The sequence below is a fragment of the Suttonella indologenes genome (assembly GCF_900460215.1).
Classification (GTDB): Bacteria; Pseudomonadota; Gammaproteobacteria; order Cardiobacteriales; family Cardiobacteriaceae; genus Suttonella; species Suttonella indologenes.
Genome location: NZ_UHIA01000003.1, coordinates 429,335 through 441,335, shown reverse-complemented (window position 1 = coordinate 441,335; position 12,001 = coordinate 429,335). Strand labels below are relative to the sequence as shown.

The window sequence follows — 12,001 nt, the reverse complement described above, 5'->3', positions numbered from 1 at the left end:
CAAGACGATGCAAACCATATATAGCTGCTGCAATATTCTACAATTATTTTTATAAGCAGTATTTTTTCCACAAATAAAGAATAATTAAGTGCTGTTTTCGCTAAATTGTGGTTATTTATGCGGCTAATTTGGAATTTGTCTTGCATTACATTTCCGCCGTCCATAATTTAATCGCAAATCCGATAAATAACACGCCGACTGCAGCCATGCCCAGTGCGGCAAGTTTGCGCCTTGTGCGAAAGGCTTGTACCAAGCGGTCGCCGGTAAAGGCTAATACGTTGAGATAGGCAAAGCTAATCAGCTGCAACAGTATCGCCAGTACCAAAAAGCTCAATGCCGGATGCGGATAAGTCGGATCAACAAATTGCACGAAAAATGAGAGGAAAAATAAAATCGCTTTGGGATTGGTCAGGCTCAAGGCAAGGGCGCGTTTGAAGACGTGTTTGGGTGGCGTGCGCTCGCCCGCCTCCCTCTGTTCCCGCAAGCGGTTTTTCCACGTCTGTGCCGCACCTTTGAGCAATTGCCAGCCGATATAGGCGAGATATAGACCGCCTAAGAGTTGCACGCCGTGAAAAAGCACAGGGTAGAGTTTCAGCAATGTACCTGCGCCTAAGACGGTCGCCAACATGAGCAGGCTGTCGCCCAATAAAATGCCGAAAATGCTGCGGTAGGCGGTTTTCACACCGTATTGTCCCGCCACGCTCAGGCAATACATGGAATTTGGCCCCGGAACCAAGATAATCGCGGTCGTGCCAATCAGATAGGCGGCGAGGTCGGTAATCCCAAACATGATGCACTAGATGTTTTTGAACATATCAATGCTGGCGCGCATATTGGCGCATGGCATTGGTAAAGCGCGAGAAGAGGATTTCCGCATCGCGCGGACCGGGGCCGGCTTCGGGGTGTCCTTGGAAGGCAAATACGGGTTTGTCCGTCCAAGCCAGCCCCTGCAATGTGCCATCGAATAAAGAGCGGTGCGTGGCAATCACATTGGCGGGCAGGCTGTTTTCGTCAACAGCAAAGCCGTGGTTTTGTGAGGTAATCATGACGCGTCCTGTCTGTGTATCCGCTACAGGATGATTGGCGCCGTGGTGTCCGTGCTTCATTTTGAGGGTTGTGGCACCGCCCGCCAAGCCCAGCAATTGATGTCCCAAACAAATGCCGAAAATCGGTATATTTTTCTCTAAAAAGACTTGAATGGCGGCGATTTGCGCTTTCAGCGGTTCGGGGTCGCCCGGCCCGTTGGATAGAAAAATGCCATGCGGATTCAGCGCCAGCGCTTCTTGTGCGGAGCAATCGGCAGGCATAAGCGTAATGCGGCAGCCGGTATGTGCCAATAGGCGCAGAATATTGCGTTTAATGCCGAAATCGTAGGCGACGACATGCAAATCGCCCGATTGTTCGGGATAGCTGTCGCTTGCCACCTCCCAAATACTTTCTTGGCTGTAGGGGCTGATGTCCTGTACGGAAACCTGCGTGGCAAGTGCCTGTCCTGTCATGCTCGGATGATTGCGGGCGGCGGCAACTGCGGCGGCTTCATCGATGTTATCGCCGCACATCAGGCAGGCATTTTGCGCACCTTGCGTGCGCAGACGGCGCGTCAGCTCGCGCGTATCGATATCCGAAATGGCGACAATGCCTTGTTCTTTCAAATAATCCGACAACGAGCTTTCGGCACGCCAAGAGCTGTAAAAACTCGGCGCATCGCGCACCACCAATCCCGCCGCTTGGATTTTGCCCGATTCCACATCTAAGCCGTTCACGCCCGTATTACCGATATGCGGATAGGTTAAGGTCACGATTTGCCCTAAATAAGAAGGATCGGTTAGGATTTCTTGATAACCCGTCATAGAGGTATTAAACACCAACTCGCCGCATTGCTGCCCTTCGGCACCAATCGCCCGCCCATGAAAAATGCTGCCGTCAGCCAGCGCAAGGATTGCTTTCTGCATGATATCTCCGCCGAATTTTTGATAAACCTGCTTATTTTAGCGGAAGCCTTTCGGCTTTGCCGAAAATTATTAGTTTATTTCCGATTTCTTATGTTTACCCGGCAAGGAAGCGTCGGCTGCAGAAGACAAAAAATAGTTTTATGTGAACTTATCGTTAATGCTTATAAAAAATTAGAGATATAAAAGTTTTCTTTTGTTGTTTTTCTGTGAAAAAAATAAATTTTGAATGGGTGTTTCTTGTTATAAACAATAGTGCTAAAATTCTGATAAGGTAATACATGAGAAAGATGGAGGCATCTAATGAGCGTTTTGACACAGAAATCCTTTTCCCTCACACAATATGGCATTACACAAACAGCATTTCGTAATTTGCCGCCGGCTGCTTTATACCAACAAGCGCTGCAGCATGATTCGAAAGCCGCGATAACTTCTAATGGCGCTTTAGTCGCTTATTCAGGCGAAAAAACAGGTCGTTCGCCTAAGGATAAACGAATTGTAGAACATACTGATTCTTCACAGAATATTTGGTGGGGAGATATCAACATCAAATTAAGCGATGCTTCTTTTATGGCAAACCGCGATATCGCAACCAAATTTTTAAGCAATGCCGAAACGCTCTACATATTAGACGGTTTTGCCGGTTGGGATGCGCGTTATCGCCGTAAAATCCGCGTTATAACCACGCGTCCTTACCACGCACTCTTCATGCACAATATGCTTATCCGCCCGACTGAAGCGGAATTAGCCGAATTCGGCGAGCCGGATTACGTTATCTTTAATGCCGGACAATGTCCTGCAGATGAAAGCGTCGAAGGTGTCAGCAGCAAAACTAGCGTTGCGCTTTCTTTCGAACGCAAAGAAATGGTAATTCTAGGTACGGAATACGCCGGTGAAATGAAAAAAGGCGTATTCACCATTATGAATTATCTCATGCCTTTAGAGGGAGAATTCCCTATGCATTGCTCCGCAACTGTTGAGCGTAGCGGCGAAACCTCCACCATACTTTTCGGCTTATCCGGTACAGGTAAAACCACCTTATCCGCCGACCCGAACCGCGATTTGATCGGCGATGACGAGCATGTTTGGACAACTGACGGCGTATTTAATATTGAAGGCGGATGCTATGCCAAAGCCATTGACTTATCGGCAGAAAAAGAGCCTGATATTTACGGCGCGATTAAATTCGGCGCAGTATTAGAAAATGTAGTGCTTGATGAAAATCATCATGTGGATTTTAGCGATACCAGTATCACGCAAAATACTCGCGTCAGTTATCCGATTGAATTTATAAGTAATGCACGCATTCCTTGTGTTGCAGGACAGCCTAAAAACGTTATATTCCTGACTTGCGACGCCTTTGGTGTTCTGCCTCCTGTGGCAAAACTCAATCCGGCACAAGCGATGTATCACTTCATTTCAGGCTATACCGCCAAAGTTGCCGGAACAGAAATGGGAGTAACTGAGCCGCAAGCAACCTTCTCCGCCTGTTTCGGTGCGCCCTTTATGGTTTGGCATCCTGCAAAATATGCGGAACTGTTAGCGGAAAAAATTCGGGAGCATCAAGTGGATGTTTGGTTGGTGAATACCGGCTGGGCCGGCGGCGCTTACGGTAGCGGTGAAAGAATCAAATTAAAATATTCTCGCGCCATTGTCGATGCCATCAATACAGGCAAGCTCAAAGATGCTCCAAGTATTACTGATCCGCGTTTTGGTTTTGAAATTATTACCCAATGTCCTGATGTACCTTCCGATATTTTGCAGCCGCAAAATGCTTGGTCAAATCAGGAAGATTATGTCAAACAAGCAAACGATCTCGTCGAACGATTTGAGAATAATTTCAATAAAAACTATATCAATCAAGCGAATGACGAATTGAAATCGGCAATGCCGAAAAAAATCGTCTAAGGCGAACAGGATGAAGATAGTCTGCAAAAGCGAATTTTGCAGACTATCTCACTGCTAACAATAGAAAAATTACAGAAACATAAGCAAAAGTTATCACGACTGAGATTGAACATTGCTATAATGCGTCTCCCTTATTTGTGAATTAGGACATTAAAGCCATGTTAATACTGACGCGAAGGATTGGTGAAACCATCATCATTGATGATGAGATCCAAGTGACAGTACTAGCGGTTAAAGGCAATCAAGTTCGTTTAGGAATTGAAGCACCAAATCATATTGCTGTTCATCGAGAGGAAATCTATCAGCGGCTTTTACAAGAAAATACTGAAGAGATCGCAAAAGATTAAGATAATATGAAGCCGCAAGTACAAAAAGAAAGTTGCCACTTTACGGCAGCTTTTTTTTTGTATATAATTAGCCACCTCATTACGGAGAGGTGGCCGAGTGGCTGAAGGCGCTCCCCTGCTAAGGGAGTATAGGGCTTATACCCCTATCGAGAGTTCGAATCTCTTCCTCTCCGCCACTAACGATAAAAAGCAGCTTACTAAGCTGCCTTTTTTATTGCTGTTTTTTAAAGATTGGAAGCGAAAAATGCTTTAATCACATAGAATTACAATCATTTAATTGGTTTCTATTCGTTTCTCAAGGTTTCTTAAAGTTTCTCAAAGTAACATTTCAAAAAAGGCAAAAAGGGGAAACAAAGGGGAAACAAATTTTTTGCGATATGCTCTCTTCTGTCTCAGAAAACTGAATAAACATGAAGCTAAGAGAGATCGTTGTCAAACAAGCAAAGCTTCCTCAAAAAGCCAGGAAAATCTTCGATGGTGGTGGTTTATTCCTATACCTGACTCCTAGCGGAAAATATTGGTATTACCGCTATCGCTTTGCTGGCCAAGATAAAGTCATGCCACTGGGCAAGTATCCACAGATGAGTTTAAAAGAAGCTCGCATCGCGCATATGGACGCCAAAATGAAGCTGAGCCAAGGAATTGAGCCAGCTTATGAAAAACGTCGCGCAAAACAAGAAAAAGAACGTTATTACAGCAATTCTTTTGAAGAAATTGCAAGAGAATGGTATCGGCACGTCGCGCCTGAATGGAAAAATCCCAAACACGTGCAGCAAGTCATCAATACCCTAGATAGTGTAGTCACAATACCCTTAACTACATCGCCATAATCCGAATCTCCACCGCTGCCACGAATGAAGCTGCCCGCTTCGCATAACGCGTTGCAATACCCCGCCAGCGCTTAAAATCTAAAAAACGGTTTTCTACCAAATGGCGGTAACGATACAGATAGCGGTCAAACGGTAACGCTTGCTTACGGTTTATCTTGGATGGAATAAGCGCTTCCATTCCCAAAGAAGCAGCTAAATTCCTGATGGCATCGGTATCATAGGCCTTATCCGCGATACCGTCCCAAAAAGTGTGTCTTTTTGCAAGAAAGTCAGCATAGGCAGTTTAGCTAAAAAGTAATGAATCTGCAAAACGGCTCAATGGGTAACGGTAAGTTGTTTCACCCATATCAATAGCAGTTTTACTCATCAGCGTTAATACAGAATCTACATTGGGCATGCTGTTGCGTATCTTTAAAGTGCGTTTAAAGGATTTGTTCAACCGCTCAATTTGATTGGTGGTGTAAATCATATTTTGTATCTCGTTTTCATAATGCAGATAGGTTAAATAGTAGCTTAGCTTGTCCTTATCAGCCAATATGGCAAGAGCTTGCGGGTAGTATTTCTTCCATTTCTGATAACAGGCTTTAGCACGTTCAGTAGATGCCGATAAACTGTCATGTTTGCCCACACAGAAGACGTCTTTTAAATCTTGTGCCAGCTCCGCTCTATGGCTGGTTTTGCTTTGACTGAGTAGGCGTCTTTTCAGGTGCAGTACGCACTTTTGTATGCGCCAGGCAAAGTGTTTTTCAATCCTCTGATCCAGCCCTTTCAAGTCATCGATGATAGCTAACTCAATGCGCTGTATCCCTCTTTCTTTCAGGTCTTGGCAGATGCTGTCCCAAGTGCCGGCAGATTCTGTGGGGGCGTTGTAGATACCGAGCACCTCGCGGGTTTTGTCCAGCTTCACGCCGAGCACAACATAGTACGCTTCGCTAGAGACGGTCTCACGTTTGGTTTTGACGTAGGTGGCATCCAAATAGATGATGGGATAATGAGGCTCTAGCGGTCGTTCTCGAAAGGCTTTCATGTCCTCATACAGGCTTTCGGTGATGCGTGATACCGCGCTTTTGGAAAGCTTTTTGCCATAGATGTTTTCAGTAATGCCTTCGATCTGACGGGTAGTTAAGCCGTTGGCATATAACTCAAAACACAGCTCATTCAGCATATCCTGCTGCTCACGCATGACTTCTAGCAGAAGAGGCTTAAATTGTCCTAAACGATCTCTAGGAATCGCTAACTCAATCTGCTCACCAATACCCAGTCCGCGTAGACTTCGGTAGCCATTAGCTTTATTACCATGGCAATGATTTGAGACTAAAAAGTCCTTGCGCTCGGCTTTCATCAAGCTGTTCAACATAATAGATAGTAGCGTATTGATGCCATTGGGCTTGTTGGTAAAATCATGACAAATTTCTTGTAGCTGCTTTGGGCTTAGTTGTAAACTGTTCATAGGGTCTCTCTCTTTTTTGGATTGCGTTTGCTAAAACATTCTTACAAAAATTTGAGAGACCTTTTCTTTTGCCTCTCATCAGACACACTTTATGGGGCGGTATCCATAAGAATTAAGCAATGCCAGAAATCTGGACGTTTTCAGCATAAATAGATTTTTGGGTTGAATGGCTATATCAGCAGTTTTACGCCTTGGGCGCTGAGTTGCTCTTGCAAGGCGGTTTCGGGTTCGCTGTCGCTAATCGCGAGATTGATGCCTTGTGCTTGAATCAATGTTGCCAAATCCGCATCGGCAGACGCGGCAACGCTGCTGATTTGCAGACCCTGCGTGAAATAGGCGAGTTCCGGGCTGAGTAGCAGGGCGACAGGTTCTTGCTCCAAATTGCTTAAAAATTGCTCCATGTCGTTTCTAAGGCTAATCAGGCTTTTTTGCGCTTGTTCAAGCGCGGCTTCCAATTTGAGATTGGGCTCAAAGGAGCTGATTTCGCGCGCTAAGTTGCTATACATCAGGCTCAAGTTGTAAGGGTCGAACCACACGGGGTGCTGCAAAAATTCCTGCTCGATTTTGCTCACGCCGGCGCGTTCGCCGTCAATCGGGGTCGCAAGGTCTATGGGAATGATGCGGATGTTGTGGCGGCGGCTGAAGGGATAGAGGTAATCTTGGGCGAAGATGCTGCGCACGGTCAGTACGATTTCGGATGCTTGACTGAGTTCGGTAAGGGCTTCTTTGCCGCGGCCTTGCAGATAATTGAGTTGGCGCGTAGCGGGCAGGTTGTTTGGCACAGCAGAATGCAGCTTCACGCTTTGCGCGGCAATCGGTTCAGCTAAAAGATGGCTGGCGATGCCGGTGGCAATCGGGTGCGCGCTTAAAATGTCTAGGGCAAAACCAGAGGCACTAAGTCCGCTTAAGGCTATGGAAAGGAATAATTTTTTCATTTGATTCTCGCAAGTTGTTTAACAATCACTAAGAGCATAAAGCAGCTGCCGGCAATCAGGATAATCGCGCCGCCCGAAGGGGCGGGAATGTCGTAGGCAATCGCTACCGATAAAAAGAAAAATTGCCGCATCGAGCCGGCAATCAAACGTGCGGCAGCGGCAGGGATAACTAGCAAGGCGCCGACTAATATCGCGCCGATGATTTTCAGCGCGGAGATGGTTGCCAAAGTAATTAGGACGATGAAGAGATAGTCCAAAAGTATGACTTTGACTTTACGCACTTTCGCCAATTGTGGATTAAAGCTGATGAGCATCAATTGGTTGTATAGTCGAAGAATTTAAAAAGTGACACAAGAAGGCAAATTGCAGGCGATACAGTGAGTACGGAAAAGTGAACCGAAGTTGTAACTCTTTTTAAATTCTTTGACTATAATTAAAGCTTAAGAGCAGTACGGTGATTAAGGCGGTGCCCATGAGTATGTATAACCAACAAACCTTGAAAAAATACCAACCATCCCCATATCTCCATCACCATTCACTAATCACTACTTCAAATGGCTTATTCACTAGAAATCAGACAAAAAGCCTTGGCTTATTATGACAAATGCAAGAACATTGACCTTGTTATAGAAGCTTTTGGTGTATCAAGACACACCGTGTTTCGTTGGAGACGACAACTTAAAGAAACAGGCAATCTGTCTTGTAAAAAACCCACCAACAGACCCAGAAAGTTTGACAGAAAAGAGCTTCTTGCTTACGTAGAAGCAAATCCTGACAAATACCTACGTGAAATTGGTGAAGTATTTGGGTGTAGTGATATGGCAATCCATAACGCACTCAAAGCAATGAACATTACTCTTAAAAAAAGACCACAACTTACTTCGAGCAAGACCCAAACAAAGTCAAAGACTTCCAAGATAAATTAACACAACTACAAGCCACGTCCAAACAAGGTTACGAGCTTGTCTATATAGATGAGACAGGCATTGACACTTACCTGCACCGTGACTCATGCAAGAAGCCTAAAAGGTCAAAGAGCCTATGATAAAGTCAGTGGCAGACGCTATCAACGAGTCTCCTTAGTGGCAGGACAAATAGGCAACAAAGCCAAAAACTTGATTGCTCCACTCATCTACAACAATACAATGACAAGTGCTTTGTTTGAAACGTGGTTTGAACAAATGCTACTGCCTTGTCTTAACAATCACACCAAACAAACAGGCAAGCCTTGTATCATCATCTTAGATAGTGTAGTCACAATACCCTTAACCACATCGCCATAATCCGAATCTCCACCGCTGCCACGAATGAAGCTGCCCGCTTCGCATAACGCGTTGCAATACCCCGCCAAGGCTTAAAATCTAAAAAACGGTTTTCTACCAAATGGCGGTAACGATACAGATAGCGGTCAAACGGTAACGCTTGCTTACGGTTTGTCTTGGATGGAATAAGCGCTTCCATTCCCAAAGAAGCAGCTAAATTCCTGATGGCATCGGTATCATAGGCCTTATCCGCCAACAGCTTTTCTGCTTGTATGCCCGCAATAAGGTCTTCGGCAAAGCGGCAGTCTGCCGCACTGCCTTCGCTCAGCACAAACCTTAGTGGCATACCGAGTGCACCCACAGCCAAATGCAGCTTGGTATTTAGCCCCCTTTTGTACGGCTCATCGCTTCATTGCCGCCTTTTGCACCTGCCGCATGGGGATGAACTTTGATATGGGTAGCTTCGATCATCAGCCATTCCATGTCTTTTTCTCCCGAGAGAGTCAGCATGAGCTTTGTCCAAACCCCTTTGTTGCGCCAACGGATAAAGCGGCGGTGGGTATTACTCCATCCGCCGTAGTCTGGCGGCAGATCCCGCCAAGGTGCGCCTGTACGCAGTATCCAAAAGACGGCATTGATGAATTGTCGGTTATCGCGGGCTTGACCGCCCCTGCTGCCTTTGCGTCCGGGCAGGTGGTTTTCAATAAGGCTCCATTGATGGTCGCTTAGGTCGTGGCGGCGGTGGGCTGCTTGGTTCATAGCATTATTGGGCATTGTGGGTAGGATTGAATTATCTCATGTTTTGGATTGTGACTACACTATCTAGACAATGCAAGATTTCACAGAATGAAACACTTGCAAGAGCTTATCAATAACACACCATATGAACACATCATCTTACCATTACCACCTTACTCACCTGAGCTAAACCCAATAGAGCAAACTTGGGCAACGATTAAAAGATGGCTTAGAAGTCATTTGTCAGAGTTTGATACAATCGAAGAAGGTTTGAAGTGTTATTTCGGGGTTTGGTGAGTATATTATTCACGGTTCACGCACCACCAACGTACCTGCTTCTTATACGCAATATTTAAGCAAATTCTTCCGCCGCCATTTTGATCTACAGGGCACACCAATTCGTATTTCCTACCGGGATAAACACAATCCTTATGGCAATCGCAGCTGATAGTATGGCTAGCACTTTTCACGCTGAAAAATAATTCAGTCGCGCTGATAAAACTTTCATTTTATCAGTGAGATCACCGCAGTTGCTTGCTTGGATTGCAGTAGTTTTTATTCGTTTGCGAGATAGGCGGCAAAGCTATCTGTCATGCGGCGTTTATAGCCGCCATTTGCTTGGCGGATGAGCAGCATCACTGCCAGTTGCTGCTCTTGTGCGATTTGCCATGCTTTTTCTTCACCTTGTACAAAGAGCCCGGTGGCGATGCCATCAGCACGCATGGTAGTTTGGGCTAAAACGGAGAGTGAGGCAAGACGTTGACGCTGGGCTTGTCCTGTCTGTGGATGGATGGTGTGGGTGTAGGTATCTGATTGTTCTTGGTAGAATTTTTTATAGTCGCCAGAGGTGGCAAGGGCGATATTGCTGAGTTCGAGGACAAGATTGGCTTGGTGGCTGCTGGGGTCTTCTATGGCGATGCGCCAATTTTTACCAATCACGTTTTTGCCTTTGATGTGCAGTTCTCCGCCAATTTCTACCATATAGTTTTCAATGCCTTGGCTGTTGAGATAGGCGGCGATTTTGTCCACGCCAAAGCCTTTGGCAATGGATGAAAGCGTGAGTTGCAGGGCGGCATCAGTTTTGCGCAGTGTGTGGGTTTTGCCGCCTGTGTAGATGAGTTTGTACATGCCGCAGGTCTGCAGAGCGGCAGCGATGGCTTTTGCCTCGGGCGCGTGTTGATGTTTATTAGATCCAAATCCCCATAGATTGACGAGTGCGCCAATGCTGACGTCCAATCCGCCTGCCGTGACTTGATGCAAGACGATGGCTTCTTGCAGCACTTGGGCAAATTCGGCGGAGATTGCCATGTCGCAGTGCGCAGGGGCGCGGTTGAAATGGCTGATTTCCGAATCGGGGCGGAAGACGCTCATTTGCCGATTGACTTCTTCGAGCAGAAATTCAATGCCTTGTTTGAGTTTTTCAGGCGGCATGAGCTTGTGCTCGGCTTGCCAAACGTATTTGACGCTATAGCTGCAGCCCATGGTGAGGCCTTCGATTGTGACTTCATAATCTTGTTTGTCCATAGAGTTTTCCTTCGGAAATATAGCCACTATTATTCACATTCATTAAGACCGCTTGCACATTTTTACCGCGCATATCACTTTGAGTGGTATCGGCGGTGGGCACAGAGCTGCTATTGTCTTTATCCAAATCTCAATCATCATCTTTATTGCTTGAAGCAATACTTGCTGAGCCTGCCGAACCCGAACCTCCACTCACGCCGTTCACTGCACTGGCTTTGCCGAATTCTGCCGCCGAGACCACCGAAATGCCATTGCCCGTATCATAAGCGCCAATGCGACTATTGGTGCGCGCCAAACTGGCTCTTAATTCTGCTTCAGCTTTGATGTTGCCGGAGTTTTTCACTTGATCGATGGTTGATGATCACATCATTAGGATTGGTCTGCGCTGTCCAGCCATAAGCATCAATACCATTGGCAAGACCTTCGTTGATAATGCTGCTCCACCATTCATCTTTGCCTTCTGTACCGGTGGCTTGGGCGGCGGCTTTGCTATCTTCCAGCTTCTGCCAGCTAAACTCGTGCGTCCCCAAATTATAGCCGGCATTATCGGCTTTGGTCTGTGCCGTGTGACCATCATCATCTTTAGCATTGCTATACCAGACCATGCGCACTGGATTGCCTGAGCGATTCATCACACCAAGGGTATGTTGGCTGATTTTGCCGCCGCTCAAGCTGTCGAATAGATGAGCGCTTTCACCGGCTTTGACGGTGGCGGTGTCGGAATCGTGTTCAGGACCATTAATCACCGTCCATGCCGCCGAGCTGCTTAGTACTGCCAAGACAGATAAAGCTAAGCCTTTGATGATAAAGCGGGGTGATGCAGCAGTATTGCTATTGCTGCCGGCTTTGCTGCGCCCTTTGGCAAGTTCGGAGGCTACTGTCCATGTGCCTAAAGTGCGATTAAAGACAATCTTATAAATTTTGTTCATAAAAAATCCATATAAAGACCAAAAGAAAGCGCGCAGCAGTCGCCGCCTATGTCTTAACATAGGCTAAACAATTGTAAAAATAGATAAAAATCTCAATGACTTTTTTCGATTTTTCTTTGTCTTGCCTTG

At 46.1% G+C, this 12,001-nt stretch carries 14 protein-coding genes, 1 tRNA gene and 3 pseudogenes; 7 read left to right on the top strand and 11 right to left on the bottom strand.

Going from position 1 to position 12,001, the window contains the following annotated elements:
* Positions 1–145 precede the first annotated feature (145 nt).
* On the bottom strand, positions 146–790 hold the full coding sequence (gene leuE / locus DYC63_RS02515; RefSeq protein WP_115217787.1) for a leucine efflux protein LeuE: 645 nt from the start codon (positions 788–790) through the stop codon (positions 146–148).
* Positions 791–815: 25 nt separating this feature from the next.
* Positions 816–1,955, bottom strand: a complete 1,140-nt coding sequence (gene carA / locus DYC63_RS02510) for a glutamine-hydrolyzing carbamoyl-phosphate synthase small subunit (RefSeq protein WP_172459405.1) — start codon at positions 1,953–1,955, stop codon at positions 816–818.
* Positions 1,956–2,252: 297 nt separating this feature from the next.
* Here carA and pckA point away from each other — a divergent pair, with 297 nt between their 5' ends.
* The 4 genes from pckA (at position 2,253) to DYC63_RS02490 (ending at position 5,034) form a co-directional block, all read left to right on the top strand.
* Positions 2,253–3,857: a phosphoenolpyruvate carboxykinase (ATP) gene (gene pckA, locus DYC63_RS02505; protein WP_115217785.1), complete on the top strand. Its 1,605-nt coding sequence runs from the start codon at positions 2,253–2,255 to the stop codon at positions 3,855–3,857.
* 158 nt (positions 3,858–4,015) lie between these two features.
* Positions 4,016–4,204: a carbon storage regulator CsrA gene (gene csrA / locus DYC63_RS02500; protein ID WP_115217784.1), complete on the top strand. Its 189-nt coding sequence runs from the start codon at positions 4,016–4,018 to the stop codon at positions 4,202–4,204.
* Positions 4,205–4,287: 83 nt separating this feature from the next.
* Positions 4,288–4,380 (top strand) — tRNA-Ser (locus tag DYC63_RS02495).
* A gap of 234 nt (positions 4,381–4,614) precedes the next feature.
* Complete coding sequence (locus DYC63_RS02490) at positions 4,615–5,034, top strand: tyrosine-type recombinase/integrase (protein ID WP_115217783.1); 420 nt, start codon at positions 4,615–4,617, stop codon at positions 5,032–5,034.
* On the opposite strand, the pseudogene DYC63_RS02485 reads toward DYC63_RS02490, so the two are convergent.
* The 4 genes and pseudogenes from DYC63_RS02485 to DYC63_RS02470 form a co-directional block, all read right to left on the bottom strand.
* A pseudogene (locus tag DYC63_RS02485) lies at positions 5,021–5,269 on the bottom strand (IS5/IS1182 family transposase); the annotation flags it as partial. The gene DYC63_RS02490 and the pseudogene DYC63_RS02485 sit on opposite strands and share 14 nt — an antisense overlap.
* Positions 5,270–5,317: 48 nt before the next feature.
* Complete coding sequence (locus DYC63_RS02480; protein ID WP_115217781.1) at positions 5,318–6,484, bottom strand: IS256 family transposase; 1,167 nt, start codon at positions 6,482–6,484, stop codon at positions 5,318–5,320.
* 170 nt (positions 6,485–6,654) lie between these two features.
* Positions 6,655–7,419: a hypothetical protein gene (locus DYC63_RS02475; RefSeq protein WP_115217780.1), complete on the bottom strand. Its 765-nt coding sequence runs from the start codon at positions 7,417–7,419 to the stop codon at positions 6,655–6,657.
* Positions 7,416–7,754 (bottom strand): annotated as a pseudogene (locus DYC63_RS02470) (metal ABC transporter permease); the annotation flags it as partial. The gene DYC63_RS02475 and the pseudogene DYC63_RS02470, both read right to left, overlap by 4 nt.
* 219 nt (positions 7,755–7,973) lie before the next feature.
* Between DYC63_RS02470 and DYC63_RS02465 the strand changes: the two are divergent.
* Positions 7,974–8,345, top strand: a complete 372-nt coding sequence (locus DYC63_RS02465) for an IS630 transposase-related protein (RefSeq protein WP_115217778.1) — start codon at positions 7,974–7,976, stop codon at positions 8,343–8,345.
* Between the two features lie 328 nt (positions 8,346–8,673).
* Here the strand turns inward: DYC63_RS02465 and DYC63_RS02460 are convergent.
* A protein-coding gene (locus tag DYC63_RS02460; RefSeq protein WP_115218040.1) for an IS5 family transposase occupies positions 8,674–9,440 on the bottom strand; the annotation gives its coding sequence in 2 pieces (ribosomal slippage) (positions 8,674–9,065 and positions 9,065–9,440; 768 coding nt in all).
* Positions 9,441–9,503: 63 nt separating this feature from the next.
* On the opposite strand from DYC63_RS02460, the pseudogene DYC63_RS02455 reads away from it, so the two are divergent.
* Positions 9,504–9,716: pseudogene (locus DYC63_RS02455) on the top strand (transposase); the annotation flags it as partial.
* Positions 9,700–9,867, top strand: a complete 168-nt coding sequence (locus DYC63_RS13320) for a hypothetical protein (RefSeq protein WP_342769716.1) — start codon at positions 9,700–9,702, stop codon at positions 9,865–9,867. The pseudogene DYC63_RS02455 and the gene DYC63_RS13320, both read left to right, overlap by 17 nt.
* Positions 9,868–9,974: 107 nt before the next feature.
* Here DYC63_RS13320 and DYC63_RS02445 read toward each other — a convergent pair whose 3' ends face one another.
* The 4 genes from DYC63_RS02445 to DYC63_RS02435 are packed head-to-tail and all read right to left on the bottom strand — an operon-like array spanning position 9,975 to position 11,872.
* Positions 9,975–10,943 (bottom strand): FAD:protein FMN transferase, encoded by a 969-nt coding sequence (locus DYC63_RS02445; RefSeq protein WP_115217776.1) that lies wholly within the window; start codon positions 10,941–10,943, stop codon positions 9,975–9,977.
* Positions 10,924–11,070, bottom strand: coding sequence for a hypothetical protein (locus DYC63_RS12535; protein ID WP_172459376.1), 147 nt, complete (start codon positions 11,068–11,070; stop codon positions 10,924–10,926). Before DYC63_RS12535 ends, DYC63_RS02445 begins: the two co-directional genes overlap by 20 nt.
* A 3-nt stretch (positions 11,071–11,073) precedes the next feature.
* Positions 11,074–11,238, bottom strand: coding sequence for a hypothetical protein (locus DYC63_RS12530; RefSeq protein ID WP_172459375.1), 165 nt, complete (start codon positions 11,236–11,238; stop codon positions 11,074–11,076).
* Between the two features lie 19 nt (positions 11,239–11,257).
* Entirely contained in the window at positions 11,258–11,872 is a 615-nt protein-coding gene (locus tag DYC63_RS02435; RefSeq protein ID WP_172459374.1) for an ESPR domain-containing protein, read from the bottom strand.
* Positions 11,873–12,001 lie beyond the last annotated feature (129 nt).

Bases quoted from the DNA above. Each gene is read 5' to 3' on its own strand.
- leuE (WP_115217787.1), bottom strand. From the start codon at position 790: ATGTTTGGGATTACCGACCTCGCCGCCTATCTGATTGGCACGACCGCG.
- pckA (WP_115217785.1), top strand. From the start codon at position 2,253: ATGAGCGTTTTGACACAGAAATCCTTTTCCCTCACACAATATGGCATT.
- csrA (WP_115217784.1), top strand. From the start codon at position 4,016: ATGTTAATACTGACGCGAAGGATTGGTGAAACCATCATCATTGATGAT.
- DYC63_RS02490 (WP_115217783.1), top strand. From the start codon at position 4,615: ATGAAGCTAAGAGAGATCGTTGTCAAACAAGCAAAGCTTCCTCAAAAA.
- DYC63_RS02480 (WP_115217781.1), bottom strand. From the start codon at position 6,484: ATGAACAGTTTACAACTAAGCCCAAAGCAGCTACAAGAAATTTGTCAT.
- DYC63_RS02475 (WP_115217780.1), bottom strand. From the start codon at position 7,419: ATGAAAAAATTATTCCTTTCCATAGCCTTAAGCGGACTTAGTGCCTCT.
- DYC63_RS02465 (WP_115217778.1), top strand. From the start codon at position 7,974: ATGGCTTATTCACTAGAAATCAGACAAAAAGCCTTGGCTTATTATGAC.
- DYC63_RS02445 (WP_115217776.1), bottom strand. From the start codon at position 10,943: ATGGACAAACAAGATTATGAAGTCACAATCGAAGGCCTCACCATGGGC.
- DYC63_RS02435 (WP_172459374.1), bottom strand. From the start codon at position 11,872: ATGAACAAAATTTATAAGATTGTCTTTAATCGCACTTTAGGCACATGG.